Below are 17,071 nucleotides of genomic sequence, written 5' to 3'. Positions count from 1 at the left end.
CTCACGCTAGGTCAATACAGCCATGTCAGTCATGCCCTCTGCCCGTGTGGCCATCGTCATGCGGACCAGGAACCGCTCGCTGCTCCTGGACCGTGCCATCCGCGACGTGCTGGCGCAGTCCTTCACGGACTGGCTCCTGGTGCTGGTCAACGACGGCGGGCGGACCAGCGAAGTGGACCCCGTCGTCGAGAAGTACAGGGACGAACTTGGCGGCCGGGTACTGGTGATCCACCACGAGGTGGGGCGGGGCATGGAAGGGGCCTCCAATGCCGGCATCAAGGCGTCGGACTCCGAGTACATCGCTGTCCATGATGACGATGACAAGTGGCACCCGGACTTCCTGGCCCGCACGGTGGCGCACCTGGAGGCCACCGATGACGCGGGCGCCGCGGTCCGCACCGAGATCGTCTATGAGCGGATCGTCGGCGAGAGCGTCGAGGAAATCAGCCGCGAGATCTTCTGTGCCGACGTCCGCGCCATCACACTCTTCGACACGCTGCGCCACAACCGGTGCGTGCCCATCTCGCTCCTGTACCGCCGGGCGCTCCATGACGAGGTCGGCTACTTCGACGAGGACCTGGACGTCGTGGGCGACTGGGAGTTCCAGCTGCGGGTTCTCCAGTCCCACCGGATCGGCTTCATCGACGGCGAGCCGCTGGCTTTCTGGCACCAGCGCCGCGAATCCACCGGCGACCTCGGCAACAGCGTCATCGTCTCGGACACCGCGCACCAGGACTTCGACCGCGACGTGCGTGAGAAGCATCTGCGCAGCTACGTCTCGGAAGCAGGTCTGGGCGCCCTCCTCTACATCACCAAGCACCAGGACCGGGAAGCACACCACTTCCACAACCGCCAGAACTACTCCGAAGGGCTGCTCCGGGAACTGATCGACCGTTCCGTCCGGAGCGAGGAACGCCTGCGCCTGCTGGAGGAAGCCATCAGCGATGCCAGCCTGGTGAGCCTCCTGCGCCGGCGCTACCGCAGGCTGAAGGATCGCCTGCTTCAGCGGTAGGGCCAGCCCATCGAGGAGCCGGGCGCTGTCCCCGGTTCTTCGCCACTTTCAAATTTTATTGGCCCTGTCCACGGGACAGGTGTGTATCAGCCTGCCGTCGACCATCGACGCGCCGCGGGCCGGAAGAGGACATCTAAGTGAAGATTGTTGTTCAAGGGGATCTGGGTCAGGCTGCGTACCACGTAGGGGACGAGGCCATGACAGTCGCCGCTGTGGACGAGCTGAAGAAGCGGATGGACGCCGAGTTTGTCCTGCTGTCCCGCGATCCGGCACAGACATCTCGGCTCTACGGGGTGGACGCTGCCCAGACCGTCGAATTTCCCTGGCAGCCTGGGGAACGGGCCCGCCATCTCGATTTGGTCCGGCGGGCCGCCGCCGGTGACCGGTCGGCCCTGCCTCCCGCTGACCATACGTGGTCAGTGATCGAAGCGATCGGGGAGGCCGACGGCGTGCTGATCGCCGGCGGGGGCAACATGAACTCTCTGTTCGGCTGGCTGCTGTATGAACGTGCCGCCGTCGCGCTTATCGCGAAACAGCTGGGAAAGCCGCTGGTGGTCAGTGGCCAGACGTTCGGGCCCGCGCTGCTGCCGCAGGACCGGGCCGTCCTTCAAGAACTGCTGACCTCCGCCACGCTCGTAGGGGCCCGCGAGACATCTTCCTACGCTTTGGGGTTGGAACTCGGTCTGGAGCCCCAAAGACTGGTGAAGGTCCTCGACGACGGCAGCTTTATTGAGATGCGTCAGCCGTCTGAGCAGCTGAATGCGCACACAGGTCAGCATGGAACGGAAATGCCCAATGGGCAGTACATCGCTGCGACATTCAGCCCAGACTCGGGGCGGGAAGGAAGCAACAACCTGCCGGCATATGCCGGAGTGCTCGACCGAGCGGCCGATCTCACCGGTCTTCCGGTGTACCTCGTTCCCCACCTCGGGGCGCTCGGAGCAGGCCACTCCGGCGGCGACCATGATTCCCACCGGGTCCTGCTTGAGAATTCCCGCAGCGGCCGCCTCAGGACGCTCCCTGTGCTCCCGGCGGGTGAAGCCGCGTCCATCACCAAAGCGGCCGAACTGGTACTGACGAATCGCTATCACCCGGCCGTCTTCGGCCTGGCCGCTGGCGTGCCAGTGGTTGCAGTATCAAACGATGCTTATTCGGATGTCCGCCTGCATGGAGCAATGGAGAACTGGGGATTGGAGAACTGGGCCCTTCCGTTGCCAAGCCTTGCATCGGGGGGAATGGACGACGGCATATCGGAAGTTTGGTCGCGACGCGAACAAGTCCGTCAGCACCTCGTGCAGGCACTTCCTGATGCAGTCCAAAGGCAGCAGGAATGGTGGGATGGCGTAGCAGTGGCACTGGCAGGCGCCCGAACGGAAACGCCGGACGGCTTGGGCGGAGTAGCCCAACTGGCGGCAGAAGGCGCCTGGTCCCGGGAGGCAAACGGGCACAGGCGACTGTTCCGCACCCTGAGCAGCAGCATTGGCCGCCTGTGGACCGAACTGGATGAGGTAAGTTCCGAGCGTGATGCTCTTGCCCGACGCCACGCCGAGCTCATTCGTGAACGCGATGCAATTCTTTCCTCCCGGTCGTTCCGAATGGCATCGTTCCTGCGGCGAAGCGCTCACCTCACCGGTCGGCTAAAAGGCCGACGGCACTAAAGGGCTCCCAGCCGTATCTCCGTTGGCGACAGAGGCCTGCCGGGCAAACGCCACGGTGTGGCCTGCCGCCACGGACTTGACGCCGGCGAGGCCGTCCAGCTGCTGGGAACAGACCGCCGCCAGGGCCACGGAGATGAAATCCCGAGCTAGTAGATCCCGATGTGAAGCCTGCAGCTGCTCGAATGACGGCCTGCGTAGTGCCCACGAACCGACGCCCCCGGTAGACTCATCCTGAACGCGGCGGGGGCCGCGCCTCAAAACTGCCTCCCGGCACCAGCGGCCGACGGGCGAAGGACAGGATGGTCTCGATGTCGCCTATGCACCGAACGCGCTTCTTCTCTGCCCTTGTGACGTCGGCCGGCATCGCCGCGCTTGTGGCCACTGCCCTCGTTGCGCCCGCAGCCTCGGCAAATGATGCCCCGATAACCCCGACGCCGGCCCACTCGTTTCCGTCTGTCCCTCGCCGGCCGTCCATGGCCACCCCGCCGACGGACCAGTTCATCGTCAAGTTCAAGGACCCGGCCAGGTCCGGCTCCGCGCTCCGTGCCCAGTCCTTCAGCCGCGCAGCCGCCAAGCTTGGCGCCACCGCGAAGGACGTCCGCGCCACGGCTGGCGGGGCCCGCGTGGTGCGTACCAGTAAGGAACTGGGCGGCGGCGACGCTGATAAGTTGCTTGCCTCGCTGCGCGCGGACCCCGCCGTCGCTTATGCGGAGCCGGACTTCAGACTGCAGGCCAAGGCGGCCGATCCAAATGATCCAGCGTTCGGCGATCAGTGGAATCTGTCCCCGAATTCCGGCGGAATCAGCGTGACCCGAGCTTGGGACGTCACCCGCGGCGCCGGCCAGGTGGTGGCCGTCATCGACACCGGCATAACCAGCCACGATGACTTGAACGAGAACGTGCTGGACGGCTATGACATGATCGCTGACCCAGTTGAATCCGGCGACCACGATGGTCGCGACGCCGACGCCACGGACCCGGGCGACTGGTCTTCGGATGGCCAGTGCGGCGACGGAGCAGCGGGCGTGCCCGTCTCCTCCTGGCATGGCACGCACGTGGCCGGCATCGTTGCCGCAGTTACAGGCAACCGAGTGGGCATGGCCGGGGTTGCACCCGGAGCTAAAGTCCTCCCCGTGCGTGTGCTGGGCCCGTGTGGTGGCCAGGTATCGGACATTGCCGACGCGATCCTCTGGGCGTCCGGAGCCCCCGTCAATGACGCGCCGGCGAACCTGCATCCGGCGCGCGTGATCAATCTGAGCCTTGGCGGCACGGAAGCGTGCCCCCAGACATTCCAGGACGCCATCGACACCGCGACGGCCAGGGGCTCGGTGGTGGTGGCGGCGGCCGGCAATGAGATGGCGCAGGCCTCCGACTCCACCCCGGCCAACTGCCGGAATGTCGTCAGCGTTGCGGCCAGTGGCCCCAGCGGCGCCTTGGCGCCGTACTCCAACTTCGGTCCCGGCGTCGACATCACCGCACCCGGTGGCGACATGACGCCAACCAACGCCGACGATTCCAACAGCGGCACCGCGAACGGCATCCTCTCGACCGAGAACGACGGCGATACAACGGCAACAGAGACCCCAGGCACAAACTATTACTGGTCCGAGGGCACCTCTTTCGCGGCACCGCACGTGTCCGGTGCGGCCGCGCTGCTCATGGCCCAGATGGGCCCGACGGCGACACCGGCCGCCGTCGAAGCACGCCTGAAGCACACCGCCAAACCAGTTGCCGGCGGATGCCCGCAGGGGTGCGGCGCCGGCCTGGTGGATGCCGCCGCGGCAGTGCTCCCGGACCGCGTCCGCATCACCATGCTCGTGGCAACCGGTGACATGAACGGCGACCGGAAGGCCGACGCCGTGGCCAGGGACAGCAGCGGCACCCTCTGGCTGTATCCCGGCAACGGCCGGAGCGGCTGGCTGCCCCGAGTTCGCATGGGCGGCGGCTGGAACGTGATGACCTCGCTCGTGGGTGCGGGTGACATGAACAGCGACGGCAAGGCGGATGTGCTGGCCAGGGATACTGGCGGAACGCTGTGGCTCTACCCAGGCAACGGGCGCGGTGGCTGGTTGCCGCGCGCCCGGGTGGGCGGCGGCTGGAACGTGATGACCGCCCTCGTCGGATCCGGCGACATGAACAGTGACCGGAAAGCCGACCTGCTGGCACGGGACAGCAGCGGAACCCTGTGGCTGTACCCGGGGAACGGCCGCGGCGGCTGGCTGCCTCGCGTCCGGGTGGGCGGCGGCTGGAACGTGATGACCGCCCTCGTTGGGCCAGGTGACATGAACGGTGACGGGAAGTCAGACCTGATGGCCCGTGACAGCAGCGGAACCCTGTGGCTGTACCAGGGCAACGGCCGCAGCGGCTGGCTCCCGCGGGTCCAGATGGGCGAGGGCTGGAACTCCATGTCCACCCTGGCCGGACGCGGCGACTTCAGCGGCGACGGCAGGAACGACCTCCTTGCCGTCGACACGGACGGGGTTCTTTGGCTGTACGGCGGGACCGCCTCCGGTGGCCGCGTCCGGATGGGCGGCGGCTGGGGCTAAGCCACCACATAGCGCGAACGTACAGTTGTGGCCCCTACGGCGCTTGCGTTCACAGCATGGCACGGGACCGAATCACCGCATTTGCCAGCCTTGTTGGGCGTGATCAGCAACAAAACGGCTGGTCACAGGCAGCCGAGTAAACAAGTAATGGGCGAGGCCCAAATTCGAGTACTCATTAGGGGTGCGCTCTAGTTGCGCGTCACCTAGGGTAGGTAATCCCAAAGGTCCTCTAGTCACAGGGGCACAATCGCGGCAAGACGAGATGGGAGCCTCAGCGCAGGTAAACCAGTATTAAATCTGCGCCCACTCTTCTCTACACGTCACCCTGAAGTGTAGCCACAATCAAAGCAAAAGCGCGGAAAATCCGAAGTTGCGACGTTCGAATACTTGCTCGTCTGTGTTTCTTGCCGCCCTTCAAAACAACAACCCGAGGTTTGGTTCCGCGGGGCCGTTCTCACCACCGTTCCCGGGGAATCAATAAAAAGAAGCGGTCTCCGCGCGCCTGCGGAGACCGCTTCGGCCGTCCAACAGCAGCCTGATTCCCATCATGCGCTTCAGGACGACGACTCCTTAGGTGAGGCAGTTGAGCTGAGCTCTCCTTGCCCTCGGACTTGGATCAAAGCTAACGACCACGCGGTAGGCAGAACCGAATTCAACAGGGCCTGCTGACGCTAATTCCGGCCGATTCCTCTGAACAGTCCGTTAAACCTCAGCCGCGTGTAGCGCGGCCGAGGCGGCCAACTGTAACGTTCACTTTGGATCCACAGACCCGGTGGAAGAGGCAGATGCCGAATGCGGAAAATAGTCGTGATGGCTTCGGGGTTGTTTTCCCTGGTCTTGCTGGCCTCTGCTTGCGACGGTCCGCCGCCGCGACCGTCGGATGAGAAGGTTGTGCCTGACGTGTACATGACGGCCTACACATGGTTCGACAACACGCCCGCCCGTTCCCCCGACATCAGTCACCCCGTATTGCATCACGAAGCCGGTGGAACCGGAACATACGAGGATCCCATTACCGTCGCCGTCGGGCACTCTTTGGAGACGGGGAAAGATGTCCTCGACGTTCCCGCCGGCACGCGCATATATGTTCCGAATGTACGGCGATATTTCATAGTGGAAGACACGTGCGGTGATGGACCCACTCCGGAGGATCGGCCCTGCCACTCCGGGGCCGAGAAGTACGACGGGGCGTCCATCTGGATCGATCTGTGGATTGGTGGGGAGGGCGGAAGCAAGGCGTCGGCCCGGCGCTGTACTCGGAAAGTAACGGGCACGCGGACTGCCGTGTTTAACCCGCGTGCGGACTACGCGGTTGCCTCGGGAGAAGGCGTGATCCACAACGGTAAGTGCGACACGGGCTATGGTGACGGACTGGCCACCAGGTAGCCGCTTCCCGAATACTGTCTGTGTGAGGACAGTCACGAGGCATCGTTGGATTTAGCCGAACTGGGCGCGACGCGCCGAGGATTGGCCTCTTTTAGCCGGGCAATGTAACGTTTGGATCACTGGTTGGCGCACACGCCCTTTAGAACATTCTGAAGTGAGTTTCGTGTGGTAAGTCCCGAGGAGGCATTGCCTGGCATTGCTTCAGACCGTGACCCACTTCGGGCAGGACCTGTTTCCCTTCGGACTGCCCGTTTCGCACCCCGAAGAGGATTTAGTTCCCATGCGCAGGAAATATTTGCTGTCCGCCGCCATGCTCTCGGTTCTGCTCGCCACGTCGGCGTGTGGAGCTGCAACCGTTGTCCCAACCTCATCCCCGCAATCTGCACGCCTGGCAAACTCCGGCGTGCAAGTTAGCTCCAGCAACGGACCGGAAATCGGCACGTCACAGAGGGTCGCGGCTGCGGAGGCCAAGGCCGCCAAAGCCAAGGCTGCCAAGGACGCCAAGGCCGCCAAGGCCAAGGCGGATGCGGCAGCTAAGGCCAAAGTGGTGGCAACAGCCAAAGCCAAGGCCGGCGCAGCAGCTAAAGCTAAGGCCGACGCAGTAGCGAAGGCGGCAGCAGCGGAGAAGGCAGGCATCCAGCAGGTAGCCGCAGCTACGGCCGCCGCAGCCAAGAAGACAGCGGAGCGGTCCGCGGCCAAGGCGTCCTCAGCGGGCGCCGCGAAGCGTGTCACGCCGGTCCCTGCCGTCCCCAAACCGGCGCCTGCACCCATTCAGCCGGCGTCCTCTGAAAAGATTGTCAACACGGCTTACACCACGGCCTACACGTGGCACGACAACACTCCGGTAGGGTCGGCGTCCATCAGCCATCCGGTGCTACATAGGACCGCAGGTGGAACAGGCACGTATGCTGACCCGATCACCATTGCGGTAGGGCACTCCCTGGCAACCGGCAAGGACGTTCTCGACTACCCTGCCGGCACGCGCATCTACCTGCCGGATGTTCGCCGTTATTTCATCGTCGAGGACACATGCGGTGACGGTAACGATCCCGAGAATGGCCCCTGCCATCAGGGGACGAACGCTCAGGGTTCGAACTCCACTATCTGGATTGACATGTGGATCGGCGGCCAGAGCGTGGACGCCGGGGGCGCAGACAACTGCGCCGGCCGCGTGACCGACGTCCACACGGCGGTCTTCAACCCGGCGAGCAACTATGTGGTCGCACCCGGTGAAGGGGTAATCCACGACGGCAGGTGTGACGCCGGATACGGAAACTCTCTCCTTAGGAAGTAGCCGGCAGGACGGGGGGACGGCGTGGTTCTAGTCGATCCCCCCAGATGGGTGGGATGGCGCCTCGCGCCCCACGGTATTTCCAAGGTAAACCGGTCAGAATCGAGCAGTGAGTTCTGAACATCGATTCACCGGTGAGCACCATGATTCCCATCCGGTGAAAGTGGTCATGGCCTTCGACGGATTGGTGGACGCACATCCGCTGGACTTTCATGCCCTCGGCCTCGCAGGAGTTATCGATCAACTCGCAGTCCGGATGCGGTCGGTTGGACTCAAGGTTGCGCTCGAGGTGGGGCATGGCGAGGCCGAGATTGACAGACGGAGTGCCATCTTGCTTTACAGGGCCACAGATGAGTTGTTCCGCAACATCGTGGCTCATGCCCTCGCGCAAGAGGTAAAAATCCTCCTGCAGGTTGCGCCCGGCGCCATTCAGCTCAGCATCCAGGATGACGGCGTAGGCTTTCACGGCAAGCGCCTGCTCTCCGAAGAAGCTACGGACGGCGGACTTCGGAAACTGCACCGCGTCATCGGTCGGGCAGGCGGCTACCTGGACGTGGAATCAAGCACGGAAACCGGAACCTGTGTCACCGTCCAGCTGCCGCTTGACTGACCAGTACACCCAAACGCGGGCGGAGCTAGGTGGCATATCCGTTCCCCAGGAGTTGTGCGAACATCCCGTTCTTCTGCTGGACTCCGCTGCACGTTGATGAGGCAGCGGAGGGCGCTTCCTTCCTGTCGGAAGGAGTGCAGGCCCTGTCGCGGCTGAGGGACCACATGGACATTCGCCCGACGCCGTGCTCCAAGGCAAAGCTGTTTAGTCCTGTAGCGTCCTGCAGACTCAGTACCTGTCCGCTGACGTCGTTTTGGCCCACCATGGGGGTGATCCCCATCTTTTTCCAAAGCAGGGCCGGGTCGAGTTGCTGGCCGGCCCGCCCGTAGAGGGCCGTCATTTGCCGGTGGGTTGCCTCGGCAGCGCTGATGGAGACGTCCAGCATGCTTTGTCCGGATTGGAGCGGACCGAAGTTCATCGTCATGATATTGACGCCGGCAAGCTCCACTCCGGCGCCAAGCATGGTTGCAACCGTTGACTCTGCCTCGGGGGCTAGTCCGTGAGCGTCAACCGGAAGCGTGAGCCAGACGTGCAGGGGTTTGCCGGGCGGTCGGTTGGCCTGCAGCAGGGCAAAAGCGGTTGCGCGCCTTTTTGCGGCATTGGAGTCCTTCAGCGCCCCGCCTTCGACGTCGAGGTCGACGACGTCCAGCCCGTAGCGGCTGATGACGGCTGCGTAGGCCTTACCCAGGGCTTGGGCGTCGGTGCATGTGAGGGACAGTTCTTCCCCGCGTTGTCCTCCAAAGGAGACGGCGACGTCATTTCCGTCCTTGCGGTGACGCTCTATCTGGCCGTCCAAGTGCAGCTTCTCGCTCGCTTGCTCCTGGCTGTAGAGGCCGCCCCAGGACGGTTCGCAGGGGTGCGCCGGATTGGCGACGATAAAGGACAGGATGGTGGTGACCTGGCCAAGCCGGGGCCAATTGGCGAGCCGCTTAGCGGGATCAAGGGTGAGATCGAAGTAGGCTCCGAACCATGGTGGATAGGTGTTCTCTTCTGGTGTCGCCTCGGTACTGGGACCCGGCTGGTTCATATCCTGTTCCCTGCCGCTAATGCCGGAAAGTACGAGCGCAAGGATAACCAGGGCAACCGCGGTTGCCCCCACAGCAAGAAATTTGAATCCGGTCGCCAGACGCAATATGCCTCCGTCAATAGACGTTGGGCCTATTTTAGCGGCTGGTATGGCCCCCGGGACCACACGCGGCGATCGGATCCGGCTTGGAGGCCCGGCTGAATGTGCGGACTTCTTCGATAAGGGCCCTCGCGCTGGGGTCCTTTGCAAGCTGGGCGTACACGGGGCCCACGGCGGCCACGAAGGCTGCCACCTGCTGTTCCGTGGCGTTCACGATTGTTCCGCCTTTCTGGCAGTAGGCCGAGGCTTCGGCTGCGGTATGCATGGCTCCTGCGGCTGCCTCCCGGGTCCGCGAGGCAGCTTCCTTCAGGATTCGTTGCTCATTTGCGGTGAGGCGGCCGAACGTTACGGTATTGACGACCAAGGTATTGATTTTCGGGTACAGCGGCAGGTTGCCGGTAGTTGTTGTTCCTCTGGGAAAGGACTCTGCCCGGGCGAAGGAGGATTCCGCTGCCTGCACTGTGCCGCTTGCCAATGCTTCGGCGAACAGGTCTCCTGTCAAAGCCCGGGGCATGGCTCCCAGTGAGCTCAGCGTTGCGTACGTGGTCGCGGACCGGGGCGCACGTACCACCTTCCCTGCCAGATCGGCTGGCGTGAAAACCGGTCCGGTGAAGGAAAACAGCCTCCGCTGCGAGTCAGGAAGGAGCGCGAGCCCGGTGACTCCAATCTGTTTCAGGTCGTCCAGCATCCCGCTGGCGATATCCGGCGAGACCACGCGGCTGACGAGTTCATCCGAAGCGATGAGGAACGGAGCGGACAGCGCATCGAAGGATGGTATGCCTTCGGACGCCCAAGTCCGGGTGGGAATAAGGGCCATGTCGAAGTCGCCACCCTCGGTCGACTGCGCGACCGCCTGATTCCAGGCGTCTGCTTCCTCAGCGGCAGCCTTCAGCATGGGCTCGATGCGGAAGTCGCCGGAGGACAGCGTGGCGACGTGGCGAGCGAACTCTTGAATTTGGCTGGCGGCGCGGCTTTCCGGTCCTGCCGCGGTCGCCATGGTCAGGACTGTCGCCTCATCCTGCTTCTGCCGGTCACTCTGCACTTGGCATCCGGACGCCGCAAGAAGGACGACAATCGCCGCCACTGCCGCACCACGCAAATGGGACATTTTCGGCCTCTTCCGACTACTGAGGCCGTCCCGTCTCGCCGAATCAAACAAGGGGATGGTCTCTATTTCGAAAATACGCCTCAGCGCGGACCCCACCAAGAGAGGCGGGACAACTGACAGGAAACTCGCAGGCTAAGATCCGGCGGCAAATGGCCCACTCCTCTGCTCCGGAGAACGTAGCGAAGCTGTGTAGGCAAGTACCAGTCGGGCAAAGGATTCGAGTAGTCACCACTCGTGCGCTCCCGCCCCCGGATTCATAGGGTCGAAATACACAGAAACCGACAGAAGTCGGGACCATGGCCGAGGCTGGGCGGCCCAACGGGAACTGAAATACCGGAAGTCTCATACCGGAACTCTTTAGTTGGGTTGAGTACGCGCATGTCACAGCCGAGTTCAAAACCGCCGCATGCCTCCGCGCCAGTCTTCTTCGATCCCAGCGGCAAACGCTGGCGACGAATCCTGTACAGCCTGCTGGCAGCTATCCTGACCGCCATATTGTCCGTCGTTGGGATCCTGCCGGGGGCCACGGCCCCGCTGTGGAAGGGGCAACTGAACCAATCCCCCGAGTACCCGCGCAAGCTCCTGGCCACCGGCGACCAGAACAACATTCCGACTCTGGGCCGTGACACGGATTTCGTCTTCGACCGGATAGCGCTCGTTCAGCGCGCCGGTAACAAGGTTCTGCTCAAAGATCCCTTCAGCGACACCGTGTACCGGGAGGCCGACGCTGACGAAAAGGAGCTCATCGGGACTCACACGTATGTCATCGACAGCTACGGCCATCCTGCAGACCGTCAGCTGATGCTGACCTTCGACGACGGGCCCGATGCACGCTTCACACCAGAAGTCCTGGACCTGCTCTCGAAGGAAGGCGTGCCGGCAACCTTCTTCACGGTCGGGAGAAACATCGTCAAGAACCCCGACGTCTTCAAACGGATAATCCGTGAGGGCCATATGGTGGGCAACCACACCATGTTCCACTCCGACTTCTGGGCGCACGACGACGCGTATAACCGGGAAGCAATCATCGGAGCCGACCGGGTCATGCGCGCAACTGACAACTACGCCACCAGGCTGTTCCGCATCCCCTCCGGGGACCCCGAAAACAACACGCTGGCCCTCCTCCAAGCCCAGCAACTGGGCTTCCTCCACATCAATATGGACTTGGACACTCGCGACTGGGACCACCCGCAGGGAGAACCAGTGCCGGTGCCTGAACTCGACGGCAAGGGACACGTCGTCCTGGTACACGACGCTGGTGGTGACCGTACCGCGACGATCAACATGCTCAAGACCCTGATCCCTCGGGCAAAGGCACAAGGCTATACCTTCAGCACCGTCCAGCCACTTCTGCCCAATGAGTATGTACCGCAGCGAATCACGCCCAGTGTGGACGATCATTTGACGCTGGCCACCTACACGAGCGCGCTTGTGACCCCCAATGTAGTGATCACATGGTTGTTCTGGTTCGGCATCGGCTCCCTGACCGTCCTGACCTTCCTCTACGTCGTCCTGGCATTAATCAACAACCGCCGCCAAAAGCGTCGCCGTTGGGACGCCATCCCGGAGCAGGACTGGCCGTTCGTCAGCGTAGTACTGCCCGTGTACAACGAAGAGCGAGTCGTAGAAAAGACCCTGGCCGCCCTCCAAGTCAGTAATTACCCCCGCTTCGAGGTCATTGCTGTCAATGACGGATCCACAGACAACACTCTGGCCGTCCTCAGAGACTACGCCAGGACCTGGCCACAGCTACGCGTGCTGGACCAGCCCAACCGGGGCAAATCCGAGGCCAGTAATAACGGCATTTTTCACTCGCAAGGGGAGGTGGTAGTCACTCTGGACGGCGACACCCTCTTCGAACGACAGACCATCCGGATGTTCGCGCGCCATTTCTGTGTAGACGACGGCGGCAAAAAGCTGGGCGCCGTTGCTGGCCATGTCAAGGTCGGCAACAGGCGGAGCTTCCTCACTGCTTGGCAAAGCCTGGAATACCTCTCCGGCATCTGCGTCACCCGCATGGCCGAAGGGCTCATGGGAGCAATCTCTATTGTTCCGGGCGCTTGTGCTGCCTGGAGAAGAGAAGCGCTGATCCGGGCAGGCGGCTACTCGACCGACACGCTCGCCGAAGACGCCGACTTGACGCTGTCCCTGCAACAGCTCGGCTACCGGATTGTCCAGGAGAACAAGGCGGTGGCCTGGACCGAAGCTCCCATGACCGTAACAGGATTGGCCAAGCAGCGGCTCCGCTGGACCTATGGCAATATCCAGACCATCTACAAGCACCGCGGCATGATCTTCAATCCCCGCTACGGCGCACTGGGACTCCTCACCCTGCCCTACGCCGTGCTCTCAGTACTCGTCCCTTTGCTATTCATGCCCATGACGATCGTTGTCGCAGCCATCAATCTTTCCCACGGCGAATGGCAGGCCATCGCCTTATTTGCGGTCTTCGTCGCGGGGACCCACCTGATCATCTCGACCGTGGCTGTCATCATGGTGCGGGAAGATCCCAGCCATCTGCTCATGGTCCCCATGTACCGGCTGATCTACGAACCCCTCCGCGCGTACGTAATTTTTGGGGCGACGCTGCAGGCCCTGCGAGGGCGCGTCGTCGGCTGGTACAGGCCAGAGCGCACCAACAGCGTCCAGCTCTCCGTCGCCACCGAATCGGACGGCGTCGCCACGGAATCGGACGGCGTGACCGTCACGGTCCCCGCCTTTGTAACGGGCCAGGACCCACGTACCTCTGCCGCATGACGCACCTATAGGCTTACGGTGCTCATCGGCCTTGCAGCCGCTGCATCATTTCAGTTGCTCATAAGGCGTCCACTGGTCCAGCACTTCGACGAGTGTTGGCGCTGTCTCGTCAATTTGGTCCACGGCCTTGGCACAGCGGTCGCTAGTGGCGTCCTGGCAGGAGGTTGCGGCATTGGACTTGCTAAGTGGTGCGAGGGCATTGAGTGTCTCAGTGACCAATACCGTGAGCTCTGGGGGCGGGGGCCCGAGCGCAAGGATCGCATCGGTGGCACTGCGGGCGAGATTTGAAGCATTTTGGGCGTTCTTGATGCACCCCATGGCTCGTATGTAGTCGTCAGGTGTGACCCCTTCTCCGGCTTTGGTACATGAGTCTATGTTCGCTTCATAGTCACGCCATGCTTGTTCGTTGTTGCTAATGATGCTCGCTAATTGATCAGCCGAGGCAGCCAGACGCGGGTGGTGCGGCGGCGTTGGCGTCTGTTTTGCGTGGTCCACTGGTTGGTGGGTCGGAGTTGTTTCCGGAGACGCGGACGTGCAGCCGGATAGAAGTAGGGCGGTGGTGGCAAGGAGAGCAACAGGCTGCTTCAACAGGTTCTACCTCTCACACTCGGGTGGCGCGTGTGCTGAAGTGGACGGTTTTGCCGTGTTCTCCGCAGATTTGTACGTACTCAACCGGGTTAGTCCCCTGGCGACCAAACCAGTGGGGCGTCTTCCCGTCTATTTCTACAGATTGGCCCGAGGTGAGGATCATGTCTTGATCGCCGAGCACTACGCGGAGGCGCCCGTTCAGGACATGGATCCAGTCGCGTCCCTCGTGGGCCCGTGGTTCCGGCCGGAGAGCGTCCGGTCCCGCCTGCAGTGTGCATTTATATACGTAGACCGGGCCGGGTTGGTGCCCCAACGCTGTGACTGTTAGGTCGCCGCTGGTGATCGGTGCTTCGTCGATACCCGGGGACCCGGCGGGGTGTTCGCCTTCGGCCGGGAGATGCCTGGAATCTGCGGTCTGGCCATGAAAATGCGGCTTCCACTGGCTTCTGAAGAAGCTCCGGGCAATGGCCGGAGGCCTCTGAGGGGAGCCGGTGGGCCATAACTGTGGTGAGCGTTCGGCGGCTATGTCTTCGACCCAGCCGATGGTGAGGAACATAATGGCGAGCACCAGCCAGACAGCGAAGAACTGTGTCCACTCGCTGTCTAGAATCCAGGGAATGGCGGCGGCGACGGCGTCCAGTTCGTAGAGTCGGTTGATCACGACCACGGTGACCACGAGCAACAGGTTGTGCCAGAGATAGATCGTGATGGCCCGGTTGTTAATGAGGGTGACGGCCTTGTCCAGAAACCGGATCTGTCTGGGCAGGGCCCGCCACGATGGTGAGATCCGGAGCAGCATCGCGCAGAAGCCCAGGGACCACAGGGCCTGGGCAAGAGGGATGTTGTTTAGGTCCCATCCGTTCTCATCGAGGTGGTTGGCGGCCCACACCAGACCCAGCGCCATGAGGACGATTCCCGCGGTGAAAACCACCCGTCGGGACATCCCGAGCAGCAGGCCGTTGTAATGGGCGAAGCCGAGGACCCAACAGGAACCGTAGGTGGCGAAGTCGGTAATGCCGCTGTTTCCCCAGTTCGGGAGCGGGATAAATCCCATGCTGAGAATTGCCATGATGCCGAGAGGCGCCAGCAGCGTTGCCCACGGCAGCCGATGGAAGGCTTTGAGTAGCAGTGGAGACAACAGCATGAACCAGAAATATGCCCGGATGTACCACAATCCCTCTTCAGCCTGAAACGCCCAGGAGGATTCGACGAGACCGGCATCGGAGCCGATGTTTGGCGGGAACGGCGGATCCCCTAGAGGGACGAACCACAGGAGGGTTTGGAGCCAGGAGCCGCCGACGCGAACTAACGGGTTCCAACCCTGCCAGAGGAGTAAGACCAAGACCGTTGCGCTGTATACCCACAGCGGCAGCAACAGCCGCCGGGTACGACTTCTGAGGACTCCCAATGCGGGGCGTTCAAGGGAGCGCGCCATCAGGGAACCTGCGAGTGCGAACATCACGCCCATCGATGGAAAAGCCACGCTCAACCAGACCGCGCTAGCGAACGAATGATAGGCGACAACTCGGACCAAGGCGATCGCACGCAGCAGATCCAGGTATCGGTCCCTGGAGGAAGTACGTGCCGGGGCGGCAGGAGCTGGGCGGGATCCGGTGGCGGGCGATGCCTTTTCCACCGTTACCCCTTGCGGAGACGTACTTGCTGGCACTGCCACTCCTTACGCGGAGTTAATTAGGCCGGATTCGCAGCCGGAAGCATCAAGGCTCTGCTCCCGTTCAAGCGGCAAGCAATATGGGAACACAGAAACCCGGCCAAGCAGTCAAAACGCACCTCCGCCGTCAGTATGCGTTAGGAGAAGGGCCGGGCGACAATAATGTGCGCCTTGCGACACCCAGTACGCGGGGCCAATCTTGCATCTCGTACCGTGAAAGCAGTATGGGAAGCACTAGAACCACGCTAGGACGGCCCGCTCGTGAAATCATCCGTACCGACTACTCGAGTTTAATTACCAGCCGCTACCTAAGTACTCAGTACTGCGAGACAGAAGAAATCCGGCCCTGCGGTAGCGAGCGTGCACTTGTGGCCAATCGCCGTTGGCCACCGAGCGTGAACGTACAGGGGTGGCCCCGTCCGCATACTGAAACGGCTGTCTCAAAACAAGATAGGGACTTAGGCTGGGCTCATGGAAGAGAACCCCCTGATCCCTCCGTTCGTCGATCTCGCCTGGTGCGCCGGGCAGCAGCGGCGGATCGTGCTGGCGGACACACGCTGGTACCTCGACGGGGCCTCCGGCCAGGATGCCTACGAACAGGGCCATCTGCCCGGCGCCGTGTTCGTGGACCTGGACCGATGGTTGTCCGGGCCGGCCTCGCAAGACGAGGGGCGGAACCCGCTGCCGGATCCTGCGGTGTTTGCCGAAGGCATGCGGGAGTGCGGCATCGGGGACTCGGATGTGGTGGTGGCGTACGACGACGCCGGCGGCGTCATCGCGGCCCGCCTGGTGTGGATGCTCAGGGCCACCGGCCACCACGCAGCCGTCCTGGACGGAGGCATCGCATCCTATGCGGGCCCACTGGAAACTGCGGTACCGCGCACCGCACCGCGCACGTTCACCGAGCGCCCCTGGCCTGCCCACCTGCTGGCGGACATCATCGATGCCACCAGTCCTGAGTTCCAGGTGGTCGATGCCCGCAACCGCGACCGGTATCTGGGCCAGCATGACCCCATCGACCCGCGGCCCGGACACATCCCCGGGGCGGAGAATGTCCCGTGCCGCAAGAGCCTGGACCAGTCGGGCCGGCTGCTGTCCGAGGCCCAGCTGCTGGGGAACTTCCAGCGGGCGGGCATCGAATCGGCGGAGCGGACAGTGAACTACTGCGGCTCCGGCGTCACCGCCTGCCACAACCTCCTGGTCCTCGAGCATCTGGGACTGGGCCGCGGCAGGCTGTTCGTGGGTGGCTGGTCACAGTACGCGCACGCCGTCGACCTGCCGGTCGCGACAGCCTGACGTTTCCGGGCGTTAGTGCCC

The 17,071-nt window shown here is 63.0% G+C and carries 11 protein-coding genes; 7 read left to right on the top strand and 4 right to left on the bottom strand.

Features of this window, described 5'->3' with window-relative positions:
* Positions 1 to 22 precede the first annotated feature (22 nt).
* From QFZ23_RS18935 to QFZ23_RS18915, 5 genes are all read left to right on the top strand, one after another.
* On the top strand, positions 23 to 1,012 hold the full coding sequence (locus QFZ23_RS18935) for a glycosyltransferase family 2 protein (RefSeq protein WP_306925290.1): 990 nt from the start codon (positions 23 to 25) through the stop codon (positions 1,010 to 1,012).
* Positions 1,013 to 1,149: 137 nt separating this feature from the next.
* Positions 1,150 to 2,670, top strand: coding sequence for a polysaccharide pyruvyl transferase family protein (locus QFZ23_RS18930; protein ID WP_306925289.1), 1,521 nt, complete (start codon positions 1,150 to 1,152; stop codon positions 2,668 to 2,670).
* 308 nt (positions 2,671 to 2,978) lie between these two features.
* Positions 2,979 to 5,216: a S8 family serine peptidase gene (locus QFZ23_RS18925; protein WP_306925288.1), complete on the top strand. Its 2,238-nt coding sequence runs from the start codon at positions 2,979 to 2,981 to the stop codon at positions 5,214 to 5,216.
* A 1,789-nt stretch (positions 5,217 to 7,005) separates the two neighbouring features.
* Complete coding sequence (locus QFZ23_RS18920; RefSeq protein ID WP_306925287.1) at positions 7,006 to 7,896, top strand: hypothetical protein; 891 nt, start codon at positions 7,006 to 7,008, stop codon at positions 7,894 to 7,896.
* Between the two features lie 106 nt (positions 7,897 to 8,002).
* Positions 8,003 to 8,503, top strand: coding sequence for a sensor histidine kinase (locus QFZ23_RS18915; protein ID WP_306925285.1), 501 nt, complete (start codon positions 8,003 to 8,005; stop codon positions 8,501 to 8,503).
* A 25-nt stretch (positions 8,504 to 8,528) separates the two neighbouring features.
* Here QFZ23_RS18915 and QFZ23_RS18910 read toward each other — a convergent pair whose 3' ends face one another.
* Positions 8,529 to 9,530: a chitinase gene (locus QFZ23_RS18910; protein ID WP_306925284.1), complete on the bottom strand. Its 1,002-nt coding sequence runs from the start codon at positions 9,528 to 9,530 to the stop codon at positions 8,529 to 8,531.
* A 136-nt stretch (positions 9,531 to 9,666) separates the two neighbouring features.
* The gene (locus QFZ23_RS18905) at positions 9,667 to 10,737 is read right to left on the bottom strand and encodes a TRAP transporter substrate-binding protein (RefSeq protein WP_306925282.1); all 1,071 of its coding nucleotides are present in this window, start codon (positions 10,735 to 10,737) and stop codon (positions 9,667 to 9,669) included.
* 366 nt (positions 10,738 to 11,103) lie between these two features.
* On the opposite strand from QFZ23_RS18905, the gene QFZ23_RS18900 reads away from it, so the two are divergent.
* Positions 11,104 to 13,494 (top strand): bifunctional polysaccharide deacetylase/glycosyltransferase family 2 protein, encoded by a 2,391-nt coding sequence (locus QFZ23_RS18900; protein ID WP_306925281.1) that lies wholly within the window; start codon positions 11,104 to 11,106, stop codon positions 13,492 to 13,494.
* A gap of 45 nt (positions 13,495 to 13,539) precedes the next feature.
* On the opposite strand, the gene QFZ23_RS18895 is transcribed toward QFZ23_RS18900, so the two are convergent.
* Together QFZ23_RS18895 and QFZ23_RS18890 are read right to left on the bottom strand one after the other, a co-directional pair.
* Complete coding sequence (locus QFZ23_RS18895) at positions 13,540 to 13,989, bottom strand: hypothetical protein (RefSeq protein ID WP_306925279.1); 450 nt, start codon at positions 13,987 to 13,989, stop codon at positions 13,540 to 13,542.
* A 106-nt stretch (positions 13,990 to 14,095) separates the two neighbouring features.
* A complete protein-coding gene (locus QFZ23_RS18890) occupies positions 14,096 to 15,718 on the bottom strand; it encodes an acyltransferase family protein (protein WP_306925278.1) in 1,623 nt (540 codons plus the stop codon).
* A gap of 507 nt (positions 15,719 to 16,225) precedes the next feature.
* Between QFZ23_RS18890 and QFZ23_RS18885 the strand changes: the two genes are divergently transcribed.
* Entirely contained in the window at positions 16,226 to 17,050 is an 825-nt protein-coding gene (locus QFZ23_RS18885) for a sulfurtransferase (protein WP_306925276.1), read from the top strand.
* Positions 17,051 to 17,071: the final 21 nt, after the last annotated feature.

This window comes from Arthrobacter globiformis (assembly GCF_030818015.1).
GTDB lineage: Bacteria > Actinomycetota > Actinomycetes > Actinomycetales > Micrococcaceae > Arthrobacter > Arthrobacter globiformis_C.
Note: the sequence above shows the minus strand (reverse complement) of the source record. Positions and strands in the feature narration are given on the sequence as shown.